Consider the following 25,566-nt stretch of genomic DNA (forward strand, 5'->3'; position numbering starts at 1 on the left):
TCGCACAAGGAGCGAGGCGCCGGTGCGATGCGGCGCCTCGCCCGAGTGCCTGCAGCCGCGGAGCCGGAAGTGCTTGCGGTGGTTGCCGAGTTGGCACGACGACTCGACGAGCGCAGCGCCGACATCGCGCGTGAGATGGCCTTCATGATGGCTCACGAAATCGACCAATTGGATGCAGACGCCAAATTGCTCGAAATGCTCGAGGCCAGCGTGCAGGGAAACATCACGACGATCATCCACGTATTGGCCAACGACATTCCGATCGATCATCTCCAACCCACCACTGCTGCAGTGGAATACGCTCTGCGTCTGGCGCAGCGGGATGTCCCGTCCAACTCCCTTGTCCGGGCCTATCACATGGGCCAAGGCGATCTGATGCGGATCTGCCACGACGAGATCAGCACACTGGATATTCCGGCGCGACTCACTTTGGCTGTCCTGAAACACACTTCGGACGTGGTCTACAGCTACATCGACTGGATCACGCTCTACGTCTTCGACGCGTACGAGCGGGAACGCAGTCGATGGATGGCAGCGCAGGGAAACCTCCATTCGGCCGCAATCCACGCCCTCCTGTCCGGCGCCAACGCAGATACCGCTGCTTTCGAAGCGGAGACCGGGTACCGCCTCGGTCAGAACCACGTCGCCCTGGTGGTCTGGTCGACGTGGGATGCCGACGTCATGGGCATCAATACGCTGGACCGACTCGTACGTGATCTCGGCGCAGCGGCGGGAGCGGACAAGCCGCCGATCATCACCGCCATCGATCGGCGCACGGTGTGGGCGTGGCTGCCGTTCGGTCGCCGGGTGCCTGCGCCGGATCCGGAGGTTCTCGCGGCGGCAGTGCCGTTGGACGGCGGGGCGCGGGTGGCAATCGGACTGCCGGGGTCAGGGGTCGACGGTTTCAAACGGTCCCACGAACAGGCAACCGCCGCCTATTCGGTTGCTGCCGTCCCGGATACACCGCAGCGACCTGTGGTGAGCTTCGGAGACCGCGGCGTCGCTGTGGTTTCACTTCTGTCCGAGAACATCGATTCGACGAAGTCATGGGTCTGGGAGGTGCTTGGCCCGTTGGCGGAAGATACGCCCTCTGCGGCATCCTTGCGGACGACGTTGAGTGTGTACTTTGCACATGGTGAAAGTCATCTGCACACTGCCAATCACATGAATCTGCACCGGAATACGGTGAAGTATCGCATCAACAAGGCGCTCGGCGATCCAGTTGCTGCCGGCCGAGACAAGTTGGATCTTGCTCTGGCCCTGCAGGTTTGTGAGTTGTTGGGCAGATCGGTCTTGCGCCCCGCGCGAACGTCGTGAGTTGTGGAAAGTTGTGGACGCGCCACGGCCTGTGGGCTCCGTATCGGGTTTTGATGTCCGATGCGGAGCCTGGCCGTGTTCTGTTGTCGCCAAAGAGGTTTGACCCCTCAGGTTTTGAAGGTGGTGTTCGCGGGCCGCGGTTGCTGCCCGGGGTCGATCGAGGGCGGCGGGACGAACCAGGGTTTGTTGTCGACACCGATGCGGATTTCCCATTTCCCGACGAACCCGGATTTTCGGTGCATCAATCGATGATGTGAACGGCACAGCAGCACCAGGTTGTTCATCACCGTCGGGCCACCGTTGGCCCAGTGCCGGATATGGTGCGCATCCGTCCAGGCAGGCACACATGAACACCCCGGGAACGCGCAACCCCTGTCTCGGGCGATCAACGCCACTCGCTGTTCGGGGGTGACCAATCGTTTTCCGGGTTTCGCATCGAGCGGTACGCCGTGATCGTCGAGCAGGACGGTGGAGAGGAAGCAGTCGCAGCCGAGGAGTCTGGTCTGTGATACGGACAGTGGTCCGAGCCAGGGCATGTGCCCGACATCAAGATCGGCCAGGTCCAGAGAGTCGTCATCACCCGAATCCGAAGACTGTGCGGCACAATCCCGATGCTCCGCCAAATCACGAGCATTGATGTGCACGTTCACATGCGGACGCTGACCACCATCGGTACCGGTTTTCGCGCAGTCCAGGTAACGGCGGATCAGTTCGGTGAACCCGTCCGCCGTGCGCTTCGCCGTCGACCGAGCATCCGGGGTTCCATCGGGTGCCGGGGTGGGCATCGTCAGATTCGACAACGCCGACAGCAGCATTTCCCCGGTCAGGGCGTCGAAATCGCCGCGCACCACCACCCGACCGTTCAATGTCGACGCGATCCGCAACTCATTGAGATCGACATCCTCGGCGGGCGGGATCTCATCCGATTCGAACAACCTCTCCAACGTCGCGATCACGTTCCGCACCTTCGTGGTCGTCGCCTCCACCCCCGACGCAGCCGCCAACAACAAATCGATGCACTTCGGTAGCGCCTCCTCCGGCATGCCTTTCGGGGGTGATTCACAGAACGCCACGATCAACACCGCATGCTCGAACGAGCAATCCCCGCCATCGAACCGAGCCGCCACCGCCGGAAACGGCCGCAAAGCTGCACCCAACGCGGCGATCTTCTTCCCGTCCCGAACCTGCAGCATCGTGTTCGCCGCCAGCCACGCACCCACACCGCGGCTGGCAATCACCTGATCATCCGGACGCATCGAGAGCTCGTCCACCACCGCCACTCGAACGGCTTCCAGGCGCAGAATCTCCGCGCTCGCCGACACCGCAGCCGCACGTAACTCAGAAGCAGGTAACTGCCACAGACGTCCGCGTAACCCCACCGCAGAACCAGACACCACGTCCGACAACAAGACACTCATTGAATCCCCCGATCCCCTCCCCAAATCATATTCGAATATGTGTTCGAGTCAAGGGGTAATTCACCAACGAATCGGCCTGGCTCTGTGATGTCAGCGGGTTGTCATACTGTGGTCGAGTGACTTCGCCGTGGACAGCTGGGCAGGTGGCGTCGGTAGCTCCGGACGCCGCATCGCTGGCCGCTGCGCGCAAGTTGGCTGGTACGTGGAGCCATGCCGGCAACAGGGGTCTCGCGCTCTGGGGGCTGTGTCAGGGCAGCGGCTCGAAGCCGTATCAAGCAGTGGTCGACCTGCGGGGCCCTGCATACAAGTGCTCGTGCCCCAGTCGAAAGTTTCCGTGCAAACATGCTCTGGGGCTGTTGGTGGAATGGTCGGAAGGGCGTGTGCCGTCGGCGGACGAGCCCGCCGACTTCGCGGCAGAGTGGTTGTTGCGCCGCGAGGAGAAGGCCGAGACCCGCGGCGAAAGGGCTGAGACCGGCGACGAGGCTCCCAAGAGGGCTCCCGACCCGGCGACAGCGCAGAAGCGCGCCGACCGCGTTGCGAGCGGTCTCGTCGAATTGGACCTGTGGATCACCGATCAGATTCGCAGTGGTCTGGCAGCGATGGACACATCCTGGGCGGGCTTCGACGCAGTAGCTGCTCGAATGGTGGATGCTCAGGCGCCTGGTGTCGCAGGCACACTTCGAGCCTTGGCGGGCACCGTTGCGTCTACCGAGAACTGGCCCGAGAAAGTCCTCGACGAGTTGGCTCGGTTGCACCTGCTGGTTGCTGCGCATCAGAAGCTGTCCGAGTTGCCGGAAGATCTTGCCTATTCGGTGAAAGCACACGTCGGCTATCCGGTGTCAACCGAGAGTGTGATGGAATCGATTCCGGTGAAAGAGAACTGGATGATTCTCGGTTCCGGGATCACCGAGGAGAAGCGACTGTTCACCCGAACGGTGTGGATGCTCGGCAGGAATTCGAAGCGGTGGGCCATGCTGCTCGACTTCTCCCACGGGTCGGCCAATTTTGCCACCGAAACGCCGCCAGTCGGGTTTCTGCTCAACGCCGATGTTCATTTCTATCCTGGTGCCGCGGCATTGCGGGCGCGGATAGGGGTCACGCACGGAGAACCGGAGCCCTTCACAACCATGCCGTTCGGAAGCATCGACACTGCGTTGCAGCAGTTTACCGATGCCCTCGCCGCGGATCCATGGTTGCGCTCGTGGCCGGCAGTGATCAGTTCGGTGGTCCCGTCGTTCGTCGACGGATCATGGTTTGTCGTCGACGAATCGGGCACAGCGCTTCGGGCAGAGGGTGATTCGGATCTTCTGTGGAAGTTGCTCGGCATTTCCGGCGGTTACCCGGTCACAGTCTGCGGAACGTGGAACGCGCTGGCTCTTACTCCGATCTCGGTTTTCACGGGAGGGCAGGTGATCGTGCTGTGAGTACATTGATCTCAGCGGCGCTCCTTGGGACAGCCAGAACAGCAACAACATTCGAGGAGCTGCCGGCTGAAGTGCGTGGCTACGCTCGCGAACTCGACGGCGATCCTGCCGAGATGCTTCTCGCAGGAGCAGCGTTGGAGAGGGCGTACCGCCGTGGCGGTGCGGGCTCCACCACGGCGGCGGTGCCGACACCTGCGCCAGACGATGTTCGATTCACGCTGCCGGAATCCTCATCGACGCATCTGCTGTCGATGCTCGCGGCCAAGGCGACCTTGCTCGACGAATGGTTCGCAGTTGCGTTGGAGCACAATTACCGTGCGCCTGATCATCTGGTCGCCGAGTTGCTTTCCTTTGCACGTGCAAGTGAAGCTCACCGGGAGAGCATCCTGCAGATGGTCGGCGAGCGTGGTCGATGGCTTGCCGCGCAAAACCCCGAGTGGAGCAAACTCGTCCGAACCAGGGATGCCAACCCGGACGTGTGGCGTCACGGAAGTTCGTCGCAGCGCACACAGTGGCTGATGGACACTCGTCGAACAGATCCCGCGCTGGCGCTGGCCGAACTCCGAAAGTCCTGGGCCACCGAGCGGGGCGAACAGAAGGCTGCCTTCGTCGCGGCGCTGGCAAACGGACTGAGCGCGGATGATCAACCATTGTTGGAGGAAGCCCTCGACGACCGTCGCAAGGACGTGCGACGCGCGGCAGTGGAAGTACTCGGACAACTCCCCGAATCGGAGTTCGGGGAGAGAATGGCTGCTCGGGTTCGGAAATGGGTGCGGGTGGAAAGGAAACTCGTTCGGTCCACGCTCGTCATCGTCCCGCCTGAGGAAGTCGATTCAGCGGCGAGGCGAGACGGCATCGAAGACCGGCCGAATCCACACACCGACTATCGTGCCGAGTATGTGCGTCAGGTGATCGGTTCTGCGCCGTTGTCTCTGTGGAACAACATGATCGGTGGACCAGGCAAGGTCTTGGGGATGAGCGTTGACGAAAGCTGGGAGCCGATCCTTCACGACGCGTGGTCCACCGCCGCAGTCGCGCAGAACAATACGGAATGGGCGCTGGAACTCTTTCGTATGCGCGGCACCGCCACCGATCGACGCGTGCTCCCGTTGGTGCCGGCCAAGGCGCTGGCTGATCTGTTGAGGTCCGGAAACGGCGACGCCAACGTTCTGCACCCGGGCCGGGCAGCGATCTACGACGCTCTGCGAGGTCCATGGCCCGAGGACATCACCCGGGCAGTGGTGGCCCAGTGGGAACGAGTTGCGGCCAGACGTGCCGACGGAGGCGCCAAGGCCGGCGAATTCTCACGCTACAAGTACGTCGCATCGCTGCGCCTGGCCGAGACTCGATTTCCTTACAGCGCAGTAACTTTGCTGGAGCGTGCGGCGGAGCGTGCTCGTGACCCCGACTGGCGGCAGACCTTCGCCAGAACTGCCAGCGCCATCACCCACCGCAAGACCCTGCTCGAGGAGCTCACATGACTGACAGCGTAACCGTGCCCACCACGGAACCGGAAAAGCTCGCGCAACCGGCAAAGCTCGCACAACCGGCAAAGCTGATGCGGCCCCACGCAGAGCAGGAGTACGCGCTCGAACTCGAAGCACTGGCCGCGCAGGACACCCGTCCGCGTCCACCGTCGTGGAACTTGTCGCCCTGGGCCGTGGTGACGTATCTGTTGGGTGGCACTCTCGACGACGGAACCGTCATTTCGCCGAAGTACGTCGGTCCACGGCGGTTGATGGAAGTGGCCGTCGCAACTCTTGCCACCGACCGGGCGCTACTGCTGTTGGGGGTTCCCGGTACGGCCAAGACCTGGGTCTCCGAACACCTTTCGGCCGCAATCTCGGGTGCGTCGACGCTCCTGGTTCAAGGCACGTCGGGTACGCCCGAGGAAGCTATCCGCTACGGCTGGAACTACGCACGTCTTCTCTCCGAGGGGCCGACCGCCGGTGCGCTGGTGCCTTCTCCCGTGATGACGGCGATGGAAACCGGGAAGATCGCCCGCGTCGAAGAGTTGACGCGTATTCCGGCCGACGTGCAGGACGCCCTCATCACCATTCTCTCCGAGAAGACGTTGCCGGTGCCGGAGCTGGGCATCGAGGTGCAGGCAGCCAAGGGCTTCAACCTGATCGCTACCGCCAACGATCGCGATCGCGGTGTCAACGACCTGTCGTCCGCACTGCGTCGACGGTTCAATACCGTAGTCCTCCCTTTGCCGGCCAGCGAGGAAGACGAGGTGGCCATCGTGGCACGTCGAGTCGAACAGCTGGGCGCAGCACTGGAATTGCCGACAACCCCCGCAGCAGCCGAGGAAATTCGCCGGGTCGTCACCGTGTTCCGGGAACTGCGATCAGGCACGACCACCGACGGCCGCACCAAGTTGAAGTCCCCGTCCGGAACTCTGTCGACGGCGGAGGCGATCTCGGTGGTCACCAACGGTTTGGCGTTGTCTGCGCATTTCGGGGACGGCGTACTGCGGGCATCCGACGTCGCTGCCGGAATCCTGGGCTCGGTGATCAAGGATCCGGTCGCAGACAAGGTGGTGTGGAACGAGTACCTCGAGGCAGTAGTGCGTGAACGCGGCGAGTGGTCCGACTTCTACCGGGCGTGCCGCGAGGTCACCGGGTGACCATCGTGATTCCGGACCTGCGTGTCCGGGTCTTCGGTATCCGTCACCACGGCCCGGGATCTGCTCGTTCGGTTCGGCAGGGCCTGGAAGAGTTCTCGCCTGACGTCGTCCTGATCGAAGGGCCTTCGGACGCAGACCCGTTGGTGATGCTGGCGGCGTCGGAATCGATGGAACCACCGATTGCGTTGCTCGCGTACGCCACTGGCGAACCGTCGAAGGCGGCATTCTGGCCGTTTGCGGTGTTCTCACCCGAATGGCAAGCGCTGCAGTGGGCTGCGAAGAACGGTGTGCAGCCACGGTTCTGCGATCTGCCCGCCTTCAACGTGTTGGCGGATCAGGGGATTCGTACTGTCCGCGAGGGCGATCCTCTGTCGGAACTGGCCGCGGCCGCGGGTTTCGACGATACCGAACGCTGGTGGGATTCGGTGATCGAATCTAGCTCGGGCGCAGATTCTTTCGATGCGATCACCGAGGCGATGGAGGCGCTGCGTGAGACAGTGCCGATCGACGAGGAGACAGCGCATCGCGAAGCGTATATGCGTCAGGTGCTGCGAAAGACGTTGAAAGATGGCGCTGAGCGGGTAGCGGTCGTCTGCGGAGCCTGGCACGCGCCGGCGTTGGTCGGAGCCTTGGGGCCGGCGGCACCCGATGCTCGCATCCTCAAAGGAATGTCCAAGGTCAAGACCTCGCTGACATGGGTTCCCTGGACTCACTCACGTCTGGCATCGGCATCGGGTTACGGCGCCGGAATCACCTCGCCGGGCTGGTATCACCACCTGTTCACCGCGAACGACAAGACGATCACGCGGTGGCTCACCAAAGTTGCGCGGGTGCTCAGGGACGAGGACCTTCCGATCTCGAGTGCTCACGTCATCGAAGCTGTCCGGTTGGCAGATACGTTGGCGGCACTGCGTTCTCGACCCTTGGCGGGATTGTCGGAGGTCACCGAGGCAACGAGGTCGGTGATGTGCGACGGGAACGACGTTCTTCTGGATCTGATCACGCGAAGATTGGTTGTGGGCGAAGCGCTGGGCGCGGTGCCCGAGGAAACGCCGACAGTCCCACTCGAAGCAGACCTGCGCGCACGCTCGAAGACCTTGCGGCTCAGACAACAAGCGGGAGCAAAGACTCTCGATCTGGACCTGCGACGCGATATCGACGTCGAGCGTTCCCAGTTCCTGCACCGACTGGGGATCCTCGAGATCGATTGGGGAACCCCGGCCGACAGTGAGGTCCGTTCCACCGGAACGTTCCGGGAGACTTGGGCGCTGCAATGGAAGCCCGAATTCTCGGTCTCGGTGATCGAGGCGTCGCTGTGGGGCACGACGGTGGCTGCAGCGGCAACATCACGTGTCGTCTCGAAGATCAACGAGCCGGACATCTCCCTCGCGTCACTGATCGGACTACTGGAGAACTCGCTCCTGGCGAACCTGCCGGCAGCGTTGTCCGCTGTGCTGGAAAGTGTGAAAACGGTTGCGGCACTGGATCATGACGTGTCGCACCTGATGGCGGCGCTGCCCACGCTGACGCGAACGCTGCGGTACGGCGATGTGCGCGGAACCGACGTGTCTGCCTTGGTCGACGTCGCCGACAGCCTGTTGATCCGCATTTGCACCGGCCTCGCAGTCGCCGTCACGGGCCTGGACGATCCCAGTGCCGAGGAGTTTCGCGAACACCTCGACAAGGTTCACTCGGCAGTCATGGTTCGTGACGATCGCGATGCGAGCGCACGGTGGCTGCAGGCCATGGCCGGCGTGATCGACCGTGACGACGTCAACGGATTACTCGTCGGACGGTTGGTGCGGCTACTGCGCGACAGCGGTTCGATCACGGAAACCGCTGCAGCCCAGCGCTTGTCTCGGGCCCTGTCCGTGGGAAGCACGCCGACCGGCAAAGCCGGGTGGGTCGACGGGTTTCTCGGTGGAGGAGGGCTTGTGCTCGTTCACGATCGAGCGTTGCTCACGCTGATCGACACGTGGGTTCGCCAACTTCGTGAGCAGGACTTCATCGACACGCTTCCACTGCTTCGACGTACGTTCGGAGCGTTCGAGGCGGGGGAGCGTCGAGCGATCGGTCAGGCGGTCAGAGGTGGACGACGCGTCGAAACGACAGTGGAGACCGATGCTCGACGCGGCAGAGCGGCAATGGCGGTCGTTGCGGACATCTTGGGGGTGGGCGCATGAGCGACGACGATCAGCGCCTTCGACGCTGGAGACTGATGCTCGGGGAATCCGCCGAAGAATCGACGGGTGGGCTGGGCCAGCCGGGCGAGCGTCGAATGGATGCAGCTCTTGCCGCACTCTACGATTCGTCCGGCCCGACCAAGGGGCGACGCCGCTCAGCCGGATTGGGGGCGTCGGCTCCGTCCGTCGCCAGATGGCTCGGCGATATCCGGACGTACTTTCCCAGCACGGTGGTGCAGGTGATGCAGAAGGACGCGATCGACCGACTGGGTTTGGCGCAGTTGCTGCTCGAACCGGAACTGCTCGATGCCGTCGAGCCCGATGTGCATCTGGTCGGGACGCTGCTGAGCCTCAACCAGGTCATGCCGGAGGCCAGCAAGGCAACTGCTCGAATGGTCGTCGGCAAGGTGGTTCGGGAAGTCGAAGAGCGAATCGCGCAGAAAACGAAGGCCGCGGTGACCGGGGCACTCAATCGTTCGGCCAGAACGTCGAATCCGAAGTTGCGTGACATCGACTGGGACCGAACCATCCGAGCAAATCTGTCGCACTACCTTCCGGAGTATCGAACCGTCGTCCCCGAGCGGCTCGTCGGATACGGCCGCAAGTCGAAATCCGTGCAGCGCGACGTAGTCCTGGCGATCGACCAATCGGGTTCGATGGCGTCCAGCGTCGTCTACGCATCCGTGTTCGGCGCGGTGTTGGCGTCGATGCAGGCGCTGAAGACTTCGCTCGTGGTTTTCGACACTGCCGTCGTCGACCTGACGGACAAACTGTCCGACCCAGTCGACGTCCTTTTCGGGACCCAACTTGGTGGGGGCACGGACATCAACCGCGCAATCGCGTACAGCCAGTCACTGATCTCGCGTCCTGCCGAGTCGATGTTCGTTCTGATCTCGGACCTCTACGAGGGCGGTATTCGCAACGAGATGTTGCGCCGCATGGCCGCCATGAAGAACTCCGGCGTTCAAGTCGTGGTTCTACTGGCACTCTCGGACGACGGGGCACCGTCGTTCGATCACGACAATGCAGCGTCGCTGAGTGCCCTCGGGATTCCCGCGTTTGCGTGCACGCCGGACAAGTTTCCGGAACTGCTGGCGGTGGCTCTGGAACGCGGGGACGTGTCGGCTTGGGCGGATCAGCTCAGCCTCGAACAGCACTGACCGGTCTGCTTCGAGAACCTGAACACCGGGTACACCCGCACGATGGGTGACGGACAGGTTGCTGGTTCGACGACGCAGGCGGGTTCAGGACTGGTTCTCACGGTGTTGGCATCGAGCCAATTCCTGATGACCTTGGACAGTTCGGTCATGAACGTTTCGATGGCAACCGTCGCCGAGGACGTCGGCACGAGCATCACCGGCATTCAAACCGCGATCACGCTGTACACCCTGGTCATGGCGACGCTGATGATCACGGGCAGCAAGCTGGGGTCGATGATGGGTCGTCGCCGGGCCTTCGCGCTCGGCTTGATCATCTACGGCGCAGGTTCTCTGACAACGGCGCTCGCTCCCAATCTTGCGGTCCTGCTGATCGGATGGTCGTTCCTCGAAGGCGTCGGTGCGGCACTCATCATGCCCGCGATCGTCGCGCTCGTCGCCACCAACTTTCCGGCGCAGAAGCGCCCGGCTGCCTACGGTCTGGTCGCTGCCGCCGGCGCGATGGCCGTGGCGGTCGGGCCGCTGATCGGCGGCGCCGCGACGACATTTGCGTCATGGCGTTACGTGTTCGTCGGCGAAGTCGTGATCGTTGTCCTGATCTTGCTGGTGCTCAGCAAGGTGGTCGACGTCCCACCGTCGAAGTCGCGCCTCGACTACGTCGGATCGATCTTGTCCGTGGTCGGGCTGGGCATGATCGTCTTCGGCGTACTGCGCTCGAGCGAGTGGGGTTGGGTGCAGGCCAAACCCGACGGACCGCAGCTGGTCGGGCTTTCCCCGGTGGTGTGGCTGCTGATCGCCGGGCTCCTGGTCGTGTACGGATTCCTGCGCTGGGAGGGACGCCTGGCCGCTGCGGGGAAGGAGCCGTTGCTTGATCCGGCGATGCTGCGAAACCGCGAGCTCAGTGGCGGACTTTCCATGTTCTTCGCGCAGTTTCTGGTCCAGGCGGGCGTGTTCTTCGCGGTCCCGTTGTTCTTGTCCGTAGTTCTGGAGCTCAGTGCCCTGGAGACGGGAGTTCGCATCCTGCCGTTGTCGGCGGCGCTCGTCGTGGCGGCGATCGGTATTCCGAAGCTACGGCCTACCGCGAACCCGCGACGCGTGGTCCGAGTCGGATTGTTGGTCATGGTCGTCGGCATTCTGATGCTCGTTGCAGGCATGGACCCCGGCGCCAATGCGGCGATCGTGATGATTCCCATGCTGTTCATGGGTTTCGGCTTGGGGTGCCTGTCTTCGCAGCTCGGAGCCGTCACGGTGTCCTCGGTCCCGGACGAGCGCAGCACCGAGGTCGGCGGGTTGCAGAACACCGCCACCAACCTCGGCGCTTCCTTGGGAACTGCCCTGATCGGATCGGTTCTCATTGCCACTCTCACGACGTCGGCGATCGCCGGAATCGAAGACAATCCGGCGGTTCCGACATCGGTGCAGCAGCAAGCGAGCACCGACATGGCCTCGGGCGTGCCGTTCCTGTCGACGACGCAACTCCGATCCGCTCTCGATGACGCCGGCGTCGCCGAGTCCACGGCGGATGCGATCGTGGACGTGAACGAAGAAGCCAGGCTGGACGCGTTGCGTGTCGCTTTTGCCGTGGCAGCGCTGCTCGCAATCGCCGCGTTGTTCCCGACCGCTCGAATCCCCCGCGTCGCGGTCGGCGACAAACGTGGTTCGAGCTAAGAATCAGCAATCGCGGATCGACCTGGACGATCGACGGAACGACCTCTGGATATAGTGATCTGCGCACAATCGATTCGTCAGATGGCTACCGTTGTGAAGGAAACAAGCAGCGAGTCTGAAACACTGACGTTTCACCGGATAAGGGTTCGGTGGGGAGCCAGGGGAGGTTCGGATGGCCAGGCGAGCGGATTCGACGCCCGCTGATGGCGCCTGCGCAGATGTCGGGATGCCTCGCTGATGAGCCGTCCGAGTCGATTGGGCAGGCAAGATCCTGCTTCGGAGGCCGACTGCAACAGCCTGTTTCGCCGTCAGATAGACGAAGCTGCAGCCGTCGCGCCGTTCGCCAATCTTGCGTACATGGCGAGTTTGGTCGTGATTCTGACCTACACCGTCCCGCCCGGACGTCAGACGCTCAGGTGGTTGGGTGGCGCCCTCATCTTTCTCGTCCTCGCGAATTCGATCCGAGTATGGATTCCCCTTCGCTGGCGGCCGTCGAAGCACACCCCGCGCTACGACTACGTGGGTCTGCTCGTCGAAGTGATCGTGGTCGCGACCCTCGACGTCACACTTTTCGCTCTGCTCTTTCACGACATGGACGTCTTCCGCGACTTGGTTCTGATCGCGACGATGGCCGGGATCATGGGCGCCGGGACCGTGACGTTCTCGAGTCTGAGATCGGTGAGCCTGACCTGGATCTACATTCACGGCCTCGGCGTCTTCACTGTTCTCGTCGTCCACGCCGAACCCCACTTTCGCATACTTGCGATTCAGTTGTGCATCTACATGTTTGCGCTCACCGTAGGGGCGGTCTATCTGTCGGCCTCTTTCCAGAGACGTTGTCTCGCAGAGTTTCAGGCGGAATCCGAGCGTCAGACTGTGGCGTTGTTGCTCGACGGTTTCGAGGGCGGTTCCCGCGACTGGCTGTGGGAGTGCGACACCAACGGCCGGTTCTCCCACACCTCGGCACGTCTCGCCGAGGTCGCAGGTATGACGGTGGACGAGTTGCAGCAACTCACCTTCGGACAGCTCCTCACCAGACTCCAGATCGCATCGAGTCCGGAGGGGCGTGCGGCCGCGGCCCAGATGATCGACAAACTCGAATCGAGTGCTCCCTTCCGGGACACTGTCGTGCCGGTGCATGTCGACGGTAGGCGACGCTGGTGGTCTCTTTCCGGCAATCCACGGGTCCTCGAATCCGGCGTGATTCTGGGTTGGCGCGGTGTCGGTTCCGACATCACGGAGAGGTATGTCCACGAGCAGGAGATCCTTCGCCTTGCGGCCACCGACTCGTTGACCGGGTTACCGAACCGTCGTGCGTTCGGAGTGGCGCTCGAGGAAGCGATCGATTCCCGCGTGCCGGAGAAGCAGGTTCTCGTCGGGATTCTCGACCTCGACAACTTCAAATCGGTGAACGACACCCTTGGCCATCCGATCGGGGACCAATTACTTCTCGAAGTCACGAAACGCCTTCGCGACGTGATCGGTTCGGACATGTGCTCGCGGATGGGCGGTGACGAATTCGGGCTGATCGTCTGTACGTCTTCGCGCGACGATCCCGGTGTGATCTTCGATCGGTACCTGGAAGTGCTGCACGAACCATTCTTCGTCGAAGGCAATCGGATCGAAGTGCGGGCCACGATCGGTTACTCGAGCGCGCCCGAGGATTCGACGGACGCCGACGGATTGGTGATGCTGGCAGATCTGGCTCTGTACGAGGCGAAGTCGACGGGACGCAATCGAGTGGGCAAGTTCTCACCGCTGCTGCGGGCGAGGGCATCGGCGCGGGCAACGGCGTTGCACGAGCTGGACAGAGGGATCGAGGAAGGGCAGTTCGATCTCCACTACCAGCCTCAGGTCGACACTCAGACCGGTGAAGTGGTGGCCTTCGAGGCTCTTCTTCGGTGGAACCATCCCAGCCGCGGCCTCATCGGGCCCAGCCAGTTCATCTCGGTGGCGGAGGAAACCGGAATGATCATTCCCCTCGGCGCGCAGGCAATGGCGATGGCGACCGCCGCTGCTGCGGGGTGGCCGACCGGAATTGGCGTCTCGGTCAACGTTTCACCAGTGCAGTTGGTGTCGCGAGAGTTCGGTGCGATGGTGAAGAAAGCGCTGACGGATTCGGGCTTGCCTCCGCAACTGCTGCAGCTCGAAATCACCGAGACAGGTGTTGTGGACGATCGCGCGATCCGGGATCTCTACAAGCTGCGTGAGCTCGGGGTTACCGTCGCACTCGACGATTTCGGCACCGGCTATTCGTCCTTCGCCACGCTCCAGAGACTTCCAATCGACGTTCTCAAGATCGATCGAATGCTGGTCACCGACTCGGACGATCCGAAGATGTCCGTGGTGAAGTCCATCGTCGAATTGGCCGCGGCCCTCGGTATGAAATCGTTGGCCGAGGGCGTGGAGACCATCGAGCAGTTCCGCCGCGTCCAGTGGGTCGGGTGTGACCTGGTCCAGGGTTACCACATCAGCAAGGCTCTGACCGCTGAGCGCGTCGATGTGTATCTTGCCGCGACGGACACGGAAACCGGGCGCAGCGTCCACCCACTTACGTGGCTGTGAATCAGATCTGAGCCGAGCGGATCGTATTACCGCCTGCCGCCTTCGCTTGATACATCATCGAATCCGCGACATTTGTCGCCGCCAGGATTGCGGAAGCACCGCCGCTCCACGCCTTCGATTCGGCGGTCATCATCACCGCTCCGACGCTCACCGTTGTGGGGATCGCGTCGGAACAATCCGACAGCGCCGCGTTTATCCCTTCGATCAACAGGGTTGTCGATTCGGGATCGCCGGCGATGACGGCCAGGTATTCTTCCCCGCCGGTTCGAGCGATGACTCCGCGTTCGCCGAGATGTGTGCTCAATCGGTTCGCGGTTCTCCTGATGACATGATCGCCTTCGGCATGACCGTGAAGATCATTCACCGTTTTGAATTTGTCGATATCGACGACGATGAAGGCGAGAGATGAAGAATCGTCTCGGGCGCTCTCGAAGAGATCGCCGACTGCCCCTTCCAGTCCCCGACGGTTGAACAGTCCAGTGAGGGGATCCCGGTCCGAATACTGGGCATCGCGGTAGAGAGTGCGCCAAGTCAGGTGCGCAAAAATGGGAACGAGTGTGACAGCTCCGAAAAGAACGGTGCCGCGGGCCAGAAGCGTCGTGATATCGACGTCGCCTTCCATATATGCAAGAACGAAAACGGTAGTCGTGACGGTCGTCGACCAAACGACATGAGCGACAAGCCACTTTGCGCTGACAAAAAGCGTCGCAAAGGTTCCGGTGACCGCAAAGACGATGCAACCGAACGTCCCGGACGAGCGATCCGGCACCAGGAGGACGGCAGCCGCGATCCCGAGATCTGCGAATATTCCGAATGCAAGCAACCCCCGGCGTCCGGGAAACGGTTGTGTGAACCAGCATGCGGCGATTCCCACACACGTACAGATCATGAAAATCGAAAGAGCTTTGCCGGGTGTGGTCGGCGGCGTATCCGGACCGATCAATTTGTAGAAAGCGGACAGTCCGAAGATGATCGTCATCATTCCGAGCAAGGTTCGGAAGATCGGAATGATTGCCCGGCCGGATCTCTGGTGCTTTATCCACTCGTAGTCGTGTGGTTCGTTGAACCATTCGTGAAGTGTTCGCCAAGAACTGTGCCCCTCGGAGGCGATGACAGGGCTCGGCATGCTGTCCATTTTGCCTTGAATTTAGGTAAAGAGAAAATCTATGTTCGACAGCTTCCATCGGATCGACTCTTTTCGGGGAAGAGGTTCAATTATCGAGTCGAGTGCTTACTCGATGCTTGTTTCAAGCCTTCTTCGAACTGCTGTGTGCGTTGTTCGAGCCGGTCGCGAACGATACGACTTTTCGCGTACGAGACTTTCTCACGCCGTAAGCGGCGAGGATGACCCCCAGCGCGACCAGGCTTTGGACGAATTCCGCGCGCGTGGGTTCGTTGAGCCCCATTCCCACCAGGATCACGAGAATCAGACCAGTGACCACTATCGGCAGGCCGGGATACAACCAGACACGGAATTTCAGAATCTCGGGGCTTTCGCGTTCCCATCGGCGTCGGAGGCGTAGTTCGGATACACAGATCAGGATGTAAACGAACAAGCAGATCGCGCCCGACGAATTCACGAGGAACAAGAAAATCGTATCCGGCCAGATGTAGCCGGCCGCGATACAGAAGTACCCGGCCACGGTGCAGGCGAGTACGCCCTTCACCGGCACGCCGCGGCTGTTGGTCCGTGTCATCCAGGCCGGCGCGTCGTTGTAGACGGAGAGTGCGAAGAGCATCCGTGACGCCGTGTACAGGCCGGAATTGAGGCAGGACAGCACCGCGACCAGAACCACGAGATTGAGAATGTCGGCGGCGCCGGGAATTCCGAGCAGGTCGAGTGCGGAGATGAACGGAGAATCGCCGACGACGAACGAATCCCACGGCAGCATCGTCACGAGGAGGAAGGTGGCGACAACGAAGAAGGCGAGAATGCGGAAGACGACCGTGTTCGTGGCCCGCCTGATCGCTCCGGCGGGTTCGGCGGATTCCGCTGCGGCGATCGTGACCAGCTCGGCTCCGGTCATGGAGAAGATCACGGCGACAACGCCCACCAGTACGGGGGTGAAGCCGTTCGGCAGAAATCCTCCGTGGCCGGTCAGATTGCTGAAATCGACTTCACTGCCGGGCCAGATGCCGAAGACGAACAGACTGCCGAGCACGATGAAGCCGATGATGACGGCGACCTTGATACCCGCAAACCAGTATTCAGCCTCGCCGAAGTTGCTGACGGAGAGAAGATTGACCCCGGTCATCACCAACAGGAGTACCGCTGACATGAGCCAGAGCGGGACACCATGGATCCACCGGGAGAGCAAGGTTGCTCCGACGACGGATTCGATGCCGACGACGATCACCCAGAAATACCAGTAGAGCCAGCCAGTGGTGAAACCCGCCCAGTCGCCCAACGCCATGCGCGCGTATTCGGTGAACGATCCCGTACACGGCTTGGCCACGGCCATTTCGCCGAGCATGCGCATCACCAGGAACACGATGATGCCGCAGATCGCGCACGTGATGACTGCGCCGGGGCCCGCCTGGTTGATGATTCCGCTCAGCCCGACGAAGAAACCGGCGCCGATGACGCCGCCCATGGAAAGCATGGTCAGGTGACGCTTCTTCAAGCCTGTTTTGAGTGTCGAATGAACGCTGGCGGCTTCGGCTGTTTCGGTGCTGCTGTCGGGCATCTGGGCTCAGCTCCTATTGCATGACGCGATCAGTTCTTTCGGAGAGACGCTAAGCTCATCGTGTGATCCAGAACATGGACTTGATGTACAAATCTGAACTGGAAACTGTCAGTTCTGTCCACTGCCTTTCTATTCACTGCCTTCGGAGGTTCCGGTAATGCCGATGACTGTCCGGCGCCTGGCTGCCACCACCTCGCTCGGCCTCACGATCGTTGCCGGTCACGACGACGTGGATCTGTCGATCAGCTGGGCGCACGCAATCGAATTGCAGGATCCGACCCGTTGGCTCGCCGGTGGAGAGCTTGTCATGACGACGGGGCTGCATCTACCGCGTTCGGCGACAAAGCAATACGAGTACGTCGAGCGCATCGCGCAGACCGGTGCGGTGGCACTGGCGTTCGACACCGGCACCGTGCACGAGAGGGTGCCGGACGCGATCATCAGGGCCGGCGACGAACTGGGTTTTGCCGTGCTTTCCGTCGCCAAGGAGACGCCGTTCATCGCCATTTCGCGGGCCGTGATCGACGAACTGACCGCCGACCAGATACGAACGGTGCAGGCAGTGGTCGACGCGCAGGAGAAGTTGGCGCGTGCCCTGCTCGACGGGGTGCCGACTCTGATCACTGCCCTGGGTCGAGCCGTTCACGCAGCAGTCTGTGTTCTCGATCGGGACGGCGCGGTGCTGGCTCTGACGGAAGGTGCGAGTTCGTCTCTGCCCGAACGCATCAGGGAGCGATCAGGTAAGGAGCGCAGCCGGATCGTGGTGGACGACGACGGCCACCTGGCCATTCACCGCCTTGCTGTGAGCGGCACGCTGGCCGTGGCGTCCGAGGCCGCCTTGGATCAGTCCGAGCGATTGTTGGTGGGCCACACGGTGTCGCTGTTGACCATCGAGCTTGCCAAGCCGTTGCGGGTTGTCGATGCCGAACAGCGGCTGAGGTTGGCCGTTACGACGATGGTGCGCCAGGCCGGCGGTGACGTCGACGAAAGTCTGTTGCGGTACTTCGGATTCGAATCCGAAACCACGGTGGTGGCAACTGCCTTGACCGATGTCGGACCTTTGCTTGCGGCCACCGACATCACTTCAGCGGCCCTGGAAGAAGAGTCGGTGCCGTACCTGTTGGCCCCGCTGACTGACGGAACCGGTGTGTGGTTCGTCGTGAAAAGTGAAGTTGCGGAGAAGGTCACGCGCAGTGTGTATGCGAGAGTACGGGAGAATTCACGCCGGAGTATCAACGGTGGAATCGGTGGCGTCCGGCCGATGAGCGGTGTTGCGGCCAGTCTGCGCGAGGCCGTCTCTGCTGCCAAAGTGGGGCAGGTCGAAGGACACACACTCGTTCCGTTCTCGGAACTCGGGACTTTCAGTCTCTTGTTGAGTGTGCAGTCGAGCGATGTTCTGCAGTCGATCGCGGCCAGCGGTCTCGGTGTGCTGGAAGGCTACGACGCCGAGAACGGTTCCCGTCTGGTGGACTCGATCGAAGCGTTCCTGCACCACAATGGTCAATGGGAATCCGCTGCAGCGCAATTGGGTGTTCACCGGCACACGCTGCGTAACCGCATGGACAAGGCTGCCGAGTTGATCGGGAGAGATCTCGATTCCGCCCACACCCGGTCCGAGTTGTGGATCGCACTCAAAGCTCGTGAACTGCTGCAGGCGGAATCGAATTCAGATCACGCTCGGCCGCCCCTGAGATAGACGGTGGTGGTGTGAGTGAAGAACTCTCGCGCCGCGTCGCCTTGTTCCTTGGGTCCGTATCCACTCCTCTTCGCGCCACCGAAAGGTACGTGGGGATCAGCGCCCGCCGATTCCGAATTCACGTGCAGGATCCCCACGTCCAGATCGTCGATACCGGCCAGTGCACTGGTCAGGTCTTGCGTGAACAATGCTGCGGACAAACCGAATTCGCCCTCGTTCGCCAAGCGGAATGCGTCTGCGGTTGTTGCTGCCCGCTGCACCGCCAGTACCGGGCCGAAGAGTTCCTCGAACCACAGTTCGGTGCTCGACGGTAGTTCCAGCACTGTCGGTTGGACGTAGTAGCCCGACTGCGGCGCTTCGGCGGTGGCCACAACCCTGGCGCCGCCGTCGACGGCTCGATTGATCCCCTCGATGATCGACTGCTGCGCGTATGCGCTGACCACGGGACCTGTCGTGACGTCGGGATCGAGTGGATCTCCGACTCTCAGTTGCTTGACTTCAACGGTCAGCCTGGCCAGGAATTCCTCGGCGATGGATTCATGGAGCACCAGACGTGAAGTGGCCGTGCATTTCTGGCCGGTTGACCGAAATGCGCCCAGCATCACCTGCTCGACCGCAAGCTCGAGATCTGCGTCGGCAAGTACGACGGCTGCGTTCTTTCCACCCATTTCCGCCTGTACCGGAACTCCGCGCGCCGCAGCAGATCCCGCGATCTTTCGGCCGACGCCGGTGGAACCGGTGAAGGTGACGGCGTCGAGGTCCGGGTGATCGACCAGCGCTTCACCGGCCGCGCTGTCGGCGAGGATCATGTTCAGGACTCCGTCGGGTAGGCCCGCTTCGGTCAGTGCCTGCGCGAGACGGAAGGCCAGAAGGGGCACCGCGGCAGCCGGTTTCCAGACGACGGTGTTTCCGTACACCAAGGCAGGCGCAATCTTCCATGCCGGGATCGCGATCGGGAAGTTGAACGGCGTGACGACGCCTACCACGCCGAGAGGTTTGCGAGTGACGAGAATCTGCTCGCTGCTACGTGGGGAGGAATACACCGTTCCGGTCTCGCGGTCGGCGGCGTTGCCGTGGTAACGCAGAATCTGCGCTGCGCGGCGCACCTCTCCGATACCCTCGGCCAGCGTTTTCCCTTCTTCGCGGGTGAGTTCTTCGCCCCAGGCCTCAGCGTTGGATTCGATGATTTCCGCTGCGCGAGTGAGGTATGCGCCGCGTGCGGACATCGGCAGGCGGGCCCAGTCGTTCGCGGCGATGCGGGCGACGCGAACACCGGTCGCCATTTCGGAGGCACCGGCGCGGCCTCCGGTGGCGACAACCTCGTCGGGACGGGCCGGGTTGGTGTCCGTCAGTGTGCCGTCGCTGCCCGTGACCCAAGCTCCGCCGATCAAGCTGCGCACTGCGACGCTCATCGGACTGCGGCCACAGCGTCGCGAAGAATACCGAGTCCTTCGGTCAGCAACTCGTCGGAGATGCTCAGCGGCGGGAGGAAACGGACGACGTTTCCATAGGTGCCGGCGGTGAGCAGAAGGAGACCGTGCGTGTGGGCGTAGCTGACGATCTGGGCGACGGCCTCGCGATTCGGAGCCTTGTCCTCGTCGTGGACGAGTTCGATTGCAATCATGGCGCCGCGTCCACGAATGTCGCCGATTATGTCTGTGTCCGAAGCGATTTCGGACAAACCTGTGGTCAGAATGTCGCCGATGTCCTTGGCGCGGTCGAGGAGCCCTTCCATCTCGATCGTCTCGAAAACTGCCAGGGCGGCCTCGCAGGCAACGGGATTGCCGCTGTACGTACCGCCGATACCACCGGGATGCGCGGCGTCCATGACGTCGGCACGGCCGGTCACGGCGGCGAGTGGCATTCCGCCGGCGAGACCTTTTGCGGTTGTGATGATGTCGGGGACGAAGTCCTCACTCTCGCTGGCGAACCAGGCTCCGGTTCGTGCGATACCGGTCTGGACCTCGTCCGCGACGACGAGAATGCCGCGCTCACGGCAGAATTCCGAGATTCGCTTCAGGAATCCCGGAGCGGGAACGATGAAACCGCCCTCACCCTGAATCGGTTCCACGACCACAGCGGCTACCGATTCGGCGCCGATCTGAGTGTCGATCGCAAGACGGAACTGGGCGAATGCTTCGTCGGCCGCGTTTTCGGGGCCGCTCGGCCAACGGTAGGGGTATGCCATCGGAACCCGGTAGACCTCTGGTGCGAACGGGCCGAATGTGGCCTTGTACGGCTGGTTCTTGGCTGTCATCGTCATGGTCATCAACGTGCGACCGTGGAATGCGTGGTCGAAGACGACAACTGCCGGGCGACCGGTGGCGGCACGTGCGTATTTCACGGCGTTCTCGAGCGCCTCGCTGCCGGTGTTGAACAGCGCTGTTCGCTTCTCGTGATCTCCCGGGGTCAGGCGGTTGAGCGCTTCGCAGACCTCGAGGTACCCCTCGTAGGGGTTTGCGAGGAAACACGTATGGGTGAACTGACCGAGCTGGCGCGTGGTGCGTTCGACCACGCGCGGCGCACTGTTTCCGACGGTGGTCACGGCGATGCCGCTGCCGAAGTCGATGAACGAGTTGTCGTCGACGTCGACGACAACTCCTCCGCCCGCTGCGGCAACGTAAATGCTGGATCCGCTGGTCAGCCCGGCCGGCAGTGCGGCGCTCCGGCGCTTTGCCAAAGCGCGCGAGTTGGGGCCGGGCACTTCGGTGACGAGGCGTCGTATCTGGGGAAGGGTCGGTCCACCGATGCACGTTTCCGTGCCGTGCTCGAGAATGGTCATCGCAGTGCCTCCAGTCGTTTTCCGAACTGTAGGACGGCGATGAATGATCCGGACATGGCCGGATTGTCGAGTGGCTTCTATCTCATAGGACGCCGCGTCCAGCAGGTTGTCCAGCAGGTTACTGTGCGAAACTGCCGAGGAATCGTTGCAACAGTGGGTTGTACACCTCAGGGGCTTCCCAGAACGCTGCATGCCCCACACCGGGAATTACGTGATACGTGCCCTCCCAGAGATTCGCGAAGGTCAACGACGCGACATACGACGTGTTCACGAACGGGTCCTCGGCGCCGTCGATCACCGCGAGAGGCACAGACGCCGTTGCAACCAGAGCCTTCTGATCCGATTCGCGGCCGGCGCCGAATGCGTCGAACATGATCTTGCGAGCGCGTCCGTCCGTGCGTATCGCGGCGTCGAGGGCAGCCTGCTCGAAGGGAACGGCGGTCATTCGTGCGTAGAGTTCGGCTTCTTGCGCGGTGATGACCTCGGTGCCGCCGATGGACAATCCGTCGCCGGCATTGAAGGCGTCGCCGAGCGTCTCGGGATTTGCCGGCGGCGTACCGGTGATGACGATTCCGGTAAGCCCGGGGAATTTCGCGATCAACTCGAGAGCGATGTGTCCGCCGAGCGACCAGCCGACGACAACGGCTCTTTCGACGCCGAGTTCGGTCAGAACATCGACGATGGCGTCGGCGTAACCGTTCTGCGTGTATGCGGCTTCGGGATCGCTCGCGTCCTCGGAGTCGCCGTGGCCGAGTAGGTCCAGAGTGATCATGCGGTAGTCGCCGGCCCAGTCGGCGTCGACCTGATGACGGAAGATGGAGCGGCTGGCCGAGTTCCCGTGGATGAAGACAACCGGAAAACCGTCGGTGGCACTGTCGTCGACTGCCATGACGCCATGCCGGGTTTTGATCTTGGTGGTTGTCATCGGAATCCTCATCGTTCGAAGTGCACGGTCAGCGGGTATCCACGCTACCGGGCATATGCGGCATAGAGTTCACCCGTGGACTTCGCATTGCGCTCGTGCAGTTGGCACGGTCACGAGACCTACGCTCCGGACGAACCTGAGCTGCGGGATCGACTACATGTGGATACTGCGGTGGGTCAGGCGTGGCGGTGCCTACGTTGCGGCAACTTCGTCCCGGGAGCGCCCCGAGCATCGGGACCGGCGGACGCCGCCCCCGAGGTTCCGCGGGGGAGGCTGCTTCGCGACCGGTTGATCATGCGACTTCTCGCCACCGAGAGAATGTTCCGCGCTCTGGGTTTGGTTCTTCTGGCGATCGGTGTGTTCGAACTGAGATCGTCGAAGGGTCGCGCCGAGGACGCCTTCGAGAACGAATTGCCGTTGATCAGGCCACTTGCCCGTCAATTGGGCTGGAACATCGACGATTCCAAACTGGTCCATCACATCGAGCAGGCGTTTTCGTTGTCCGCTACGACGCTCACCTGGATCGCAGTCGGGCTGTTGGTCTACGCCGGCCTTCAAGTGATCGAGGCAGTCGGCCTATGGATGGTCGAACGCTGGGGCGAGTACTTCGCGGTGGTGGCGACCAGCTTGTTCCTGCCCCTCGAAATCTACGAATTGACCGAGAAGATCACGTGGTTGAGGGCCGGGTTGCTGCTGGTGAACATCGCTGCCGTCGTATGGCTGATCTGGAGCAAGCGACTCTTCGGTGTCCGCGGCGGCGGCGCGGCGTATCACGCCGAACATTCGGAGGAGAGCTTGCTGACGGTGGAGAGGGCCGCGGTCAAGCAGGCTTCGTGAGACCAGCTTTCGACGCGGCAGCACCCGCCAGCGTTGCTGCACCGATCGTGATCATGGCGGCGAGGAGGATGGCTGCGGGTTCACCGTCGCCCATCACCCCCAATTGAGTGCCCACCGTAACTGCGGCAACCGGTACTCCCAGTTGTGCGGCGGACAGCACGCCGAGAGGGAGCGGGAGACCGAGGGCGCGTATCGCGGCGTGAACCACGAGAGTTGCTCCGCCCAAGACCAATCCGAGCCAGATGGCGGACGGATGGGTGACGAGGTCGCGCAGATTGATCGCCGCTCCCAACCAGACGAAGAAGAGGGGAGCGAAGAAGCCGTCGGTGATGGCGAAGAGCTGTTTGGCGAGGCGGCGGGGTTCACCGATCGCGGCAAGAACGAGCCCGAAGGCGAAGCCCGCGAGCATGATCGACACGTGAGTGCTCGACGCCAGCGCTGCCAGAGAAAAGAGGATCACCAGATTGATCCGGAGTTCGAGTGCAAACTTTCGTTTCTCCGAGAATTTGTGGAGCCTTCGCCAATGGCCGGACCGGTGGAAGGCTCGCAGTACGAAGAACAAGGCAACCGCACACGCCGCCACAGCCAGTGCGCCGACACCGGCACGAGGGGCATTGTCCGGATCGATCACCAAAGGCAGCGCAACAATGCAGACGGTGTCCGCGATCGCGACCTGGGCAGTCATCTGCAGAACCGAGGTTCCACCGAGCCCCAGCGAATCGACGATGGGGAGAATCAACGCCGCGGACGACGACGCGATCAGGACCGCGTACAGCGCGGCGTGACCGGTGCCGAATGCCGTCGCCGCACCGTAGCCGGCAACAACCGACAGAAGTCCGACGACAACCGAGCGAACGGCACCCTTGCCGATTGCCGCACGGACTGCCGGATCGCGGACCGGGACGTGTGAGCCGGCCACCATCATCGTGAGCGCGAATCCGATATCGGCCAGGAACGTGAAAGTCTGGTCCGAAGAGTCGAGCAGCCCGAAACCGGTGACACCGAAGACGACGCCCGCGGCAAGTTCGCCGACCACCACGGGGACATGCCAGCTGACGCGAGCGCCGAGCAGCGGGCCGAGAATGCCGGCCAGCGCGACGAGGGCAAGGATGCCGAAGGTCATCGACGACCTACGAGTTAACTGTCGAGGGTGCGATCTTCGCGGGGATGGCGGTGTTCTCGTCCACGTGGTAGCTCGCACAGACACGGTGGTAGCCGTCGGCGATCTGCGCCGGTACTCCGGCGCGGAAGTCTCCCTGCACCAGCAGGATCGGCGACAGCGCGATCCCCTTGCGGATCTTCAACAGGTCGGCAGCAACGTGTGGGTTGTCGACCGGAAGCAGAGGGAGCCCAGCAGCCCGCAGGATGTCTTTGGCCTTCTTCGAGACCAGCGTCGCCGTCTTGAGGGCGTACACGAGAGCTTGGACCTGAACCGGCGTCGCGCCCAACTGGAGGTAATCGCGGGCTGCCGGGTAGTCGTGCTCGTCCGGCAGGTCCTTCCAGAGAACGGCGGGAGCCTTCTCGGCTACCTTCGGCTCTGCTGTCTTGGGAGCCTTGGGCTGCGCTGCCTTCGACGCCTTCGGCTGGGCTGCCTTCGACGTTTTGCTCTTGGCCATCTGTGCTGTTTCCTTCAGTGTCGGTCCGCGAGTGGAGCTGGTGCAGAAATCGTGCACTATCAGCGCCGCAGGCACCACATCGGAGCTGTTTGGCCCCCTAGGCGGCGGGTAATCAGCAGACTGCGGGGGAACGAGCAGGAGGCGAAGCAATGAAGCGGATTCTCGCAGTGCTCGCAGCGCTGATCCTGGCGGTGTTCGCACTGACCGCGTGCAGTGACAACAACGATTCGTCGGACAACGATTCGGCCGATCACGACGGCATGGGGATGACCAGTATGCCGATGACCAGCATGCCGACCAGTATGTCGATGCCGAGCATGCCTCTGGGTATGTCGACGCCGGGAGCGTCGTCGATGGGAATCGTGATCAGCGGTTTCGAATATTCGACGCCGGAGTCGGTGATGCCCGGACAGGTACTGACCATTCAGAACAACGACACCGTCGAGCACTCGGTCACGTCCGATACCGCGGGGTTGTTCAACGAGGACATCGAAGCGGGTGAGACGGAAACCATCACGGTGCCGAACGAGCCTGGAACGTACACGTTCCACTGCACCTACCACCCGAGCATGCACGGCACCTTGACGGTCAAGTAGAGGTCGGCTCGGTCTGGCGTGACTTTCGCGAGAAAACGTTGGCGGCACGCGCCGGATTGAGCTGGT

At 62.3% G+C, this 25,566-nt stretch carries 19 protein-coding genes; 11 read left to right on the forward strand and 8 right to left on the reverse strand.

What is annotated here, in order from left to right:
- The first annotated feature begins 27 nt into the window (after positions 1 to 27).
- Positions 28 to 1,317, forward strand: coding sequence for a CdaR family transcriptional regulator (locus YH3_RS13945; RefSeq protein ID WP_042921507.1), 1,290 nt, complete (start codon positions 28 to 30; stop codon positions 1,315 to 1,317).
- Positions 1,318 to 1,424: 107 nt separating this feature from the next.
- Here YH3_RS13945 and YH3_RS13950 read toward each other — a convergent pair whose 3' ends face one another.
- On the reverse strand, positions 1,425 to 2,735 hold the full coding sequence (locus tag YH3_RS13950) for an HNH endonuclease signature motif containing protein (RefSeq protein ID WP_064443603.1): 1,311 nt from the start codon (positions 2,733 to 2,735) through the stop codon (positions 1,425 to 1,427).
- A gap of 116 nt (positions 2,736 to 2,851) precedes the next feature.
- Here YH3_RS13950 and YH3_RS13955 point away from each other — a divergent pair, with 116 nt between their 5' ends.
- The 7 genes from YH3_RS13955 (at position 2,852) to YH3_RS13985 (ending at position 14,361) form a co-directional block, all read left to right on the forward strand.
- The gene (locus tag YH3_RS13955) at positions 2,852 to 4,159 is read left to right on the forward strand and encodes an SWIM zinc finger family protein (RefSeq protein ID WP_064443604.1); all 1,308 of its coding nucleotides are present in this window, start codon (positions 2,852 to 2,854) and stop codon (positions 4,157 to 4,159) included.
- The gene (locus YH3_RS13960; RefSeq protein ID WP_064443605.1) at positions 4,156 to 5,640 is read left to right on the forward strand and encodes a DUF5691 domain-containing protein; all 1,485 of its coding nucleotides are present in this window, start codon (positions 4,156 to 4,158) and stop codon (positions 5,638 to 5,640) included. The genes YH3_RS13955 and YH3_RS13960 overlap by 4 nt, the downstream gene beginning before the upstream one ends.
- Before the next feature lie 77 nt (positions 5,641 to 5,717).
- Positions 5,718 to 6,788 carry an AAA family ATPase gene (locus YH3_RS13965; RefSeq protein ID WP_031330719.1) on the forward strand — a complete coding sequence of 357 codons (1,071 nt, stop codon included), beginning with the start codon at positions 5,718 to 5,720 and terminating at the stop codon, positions 6,786 to 6,788.
- The gene (locus YH3_RS13970; protein WP_064443606.1) at positions 6,785 to 8,971 is read left to right on the forward strand and encodes a DUF5682 family protein; all 2,187 of its coding nucleotides are present in this window, start codon (positions 6,785 to 6,787) and stop codon (positions 8,969 to 8,971) included. The genes YH3_RS13965 and YH3_RS13970 overlap by 4 nt, the downstream gene beginning before the upstream one ends.
- Complete coding sequence (locus YH3_RS13975) at positions 8,968 to 10,131, forward strand: VWA domain-containing protein (RefSeq protein WP_047269390.1); 1,164 nt, start codon at positions 8,968 to 8,970, stop codon at positions 10,129 to 10,131. Before YH3_RS13970 ends, YH3_RS13975 begins: the two co-directional genes overlap by 4 nt.
- Before the next feature lie 42 nt (positions 10,132 to 10,173).
- Positions 10,174 to 11,796, forward strand: coding sequence for an MFS transporter (locus YH3_RS13980; RefSeq protein ID WP_042446444.1), 1,623 nt, complete (start codon positions 10,174 to 10,176; stop codon positions 11,794 to 11,796).
- 237 nt (positions 11,797 to 12,033) lie between these two features.
- Positions 12,034 to 14,361 carry a bifunctional diguanylate cyclase/phosphodiesterase gene (locus YH3_RS13985; RefSeq protein WP_007730571.1) on the forward strand — a complete coding sequence of 776 codons (2,328 nt, stop codon included), beginning with the start codon at positions 12,034 to 12,036 and terminating at the stop codon, positions 14,359 to 14,361.
- A gap of 1 nt (position 14,362) precedes the next feature.
- Here YH3_RS13985 and YH3_RS13990 read toward each other — a convergent pair whose 3' ends face one another.
- Positions 14,363 to 15,487 (reverse strand): GGDEF domain-containing protein, encoded by a 1,125-nt coding sequence (locus YH3_RS13990; RefSeq protein ID WP_063836244.1) that lies wholly within the window; start codon positions 15,485 to 15,487, stop codon positions 14,363 to 14,365.
- A gap of 121 nt (positions 15,488 to 15,608) precedes the next feature.
- Positions 15,609 to 17,048, reverse strand: a complete 1,440-nt coding sequence (locus tag YH3_RS13995; protein ID WP_054187531.1) for an amino acid permease — start codon at positions 17,046 to 17,048, stop codon at positions 15,609 to 15,611.
- A 163-nt stretch (positions 17,049 to 17,211) separates the two neighbouring features.
- Between YH3_RS13995 and YH3_RS14000 the strand changes: the two genes are divergently transcribed.
- Positions 17,212 to 18,744 (forward strand): PucR family transcriptional regulator, encoded by a 1,533-nt coding sequence (locus YH3_RS14000; RefSeq protein ID WP_238592616.1) that lies wholly within the window; start codon positions 17,212 to 17,214, stop codon positions 18,742 to 18,744.
- On the opposite strand, the gene YH3_RS14005 is transcribed toward YH3_RS14000, so the two are convergent.
- The 3 genes from YH3_RS14005 to YH3_RS14015 form a co-directional block, all read right to left on the reverse strand.
- On the reverse strand, positions 18,720 to 20,156 hold the full coding sequence (locus tag YH3_RS14005; protein WP_064443608.1) for an aldehyde dehydrogenase family protein: 1,437 nt from the start codon (positions 20,154 to 20,156) through the stop codon (positions 18,720 to 18,722). The two genes, YH3_RS14000 and YH3_RS14005, sit on opposite strands and share 25 nt — an antisense overlap.
- A complete protein-coding gene (gabT, locus tag YH3_RS14010) occupies positions 20,153 to 21,526 on the reverse strand; it encodes a 4-aminobutyrate--2-oxoglutarate transaminase (RefSeq protein ID WP_064443609.1) in 1,374 nt (457 codons plus the stop codon). The genes YH3_RS14005 and gabT overlap by 4 nt, the downstream gene beginning before the upstream one ends.
- Positions 21,527 to 21,644: 118 nt before the next feature.
- Positions 21,645 to 22,451, reverse strand: a complete 807-nt coding sequence (locus YH3_RS14015) for an alpha/beta fold hydrolase (RefSeq protein ID WP_064444192.1) — start codon at positions 22,449 to 22,451, stop codon at positions 21,645 to 21,647.
- Between the two features lie 75 nt (positions 22,452 to 22,526).
- Here YH3_RS14015 and YH3_RS14020 point away from each other — a divergent pair, with 75 nt between their 5' ends.
- Complete coding sequence (locus YH3_RS14020; protein WP_003943067.1) at positions 22,527 to 23,288, forward strand: DUF2127 domain-containing protein; 762 nt, start codon at positions 22,527 to 22,529, stop codon at positions 23,286 to 23,288.
- Here the strand turns inward: YH3_RS14020 and YH3_RS14025 are convergent.
- Together YH3_RS14025 and YH3_RS14030 are read right to left on the reverse strand one after the other, a co-directional pair.
- Complete coding sequence (locus YH3_RS14025) at positions 23,272 to 24,411, reverse strand: cation:proton antiporter (RefSeq protein ID WP_030536077.1); 1,140 nt, start codon at positions 24,409 to 24,411, stop codon at positions 23,272 to 23,274. The two genes, YH3_RS14020 and YH3_RS14025, sit on opposite strands and share 17 nt — an antisense overlap.
- A gap of 7 nt (positions 24,412 to 24,418) precedes the next feature.
- Positions 24,419 to 24,781: a hypothetical protein gene (locus YH3_RS14030; RefSeq protein WP_042446474.1), complete on the reverse strand. Its 363-nt coding sequence runs from the start codon at positions 24,779 to 24,781 to the stop codon at positions 24,419 to 24,421.
- A gap of 272 nt (positions 24,782 to 25,053) precedes the next feature.
- Here YH3_RS14030 and YH3_RS14035 point away from each other — a divergent pair, with 272 nt between their 5' ends.
- Positions 25,054 to 25,500, forward strand: a complete 447-nt coding sequence (locus YH3_RS14035; RefSeq protein WP_042446430.1) for a cupredoxin domain-containing protein — start codon at positions 25,054 to 25,056, stop codon at positions 25,498 to 25,500.
- The last annotated feature ends 66 nt before the right edge of the window (positions 25,501 to 25,566 follow it).

This window comes from Rhodococcus sp. YH3-3 (assembly GCF_001653035.1).
Taxonomy (GTDB): domain Bacteria; phylum Actinomycetota; class Actinomycetes; order Mycobacteriales; family Mycobacteriaceae; genus Rhodococcus_F; species Rhodococcus_F qingshengii.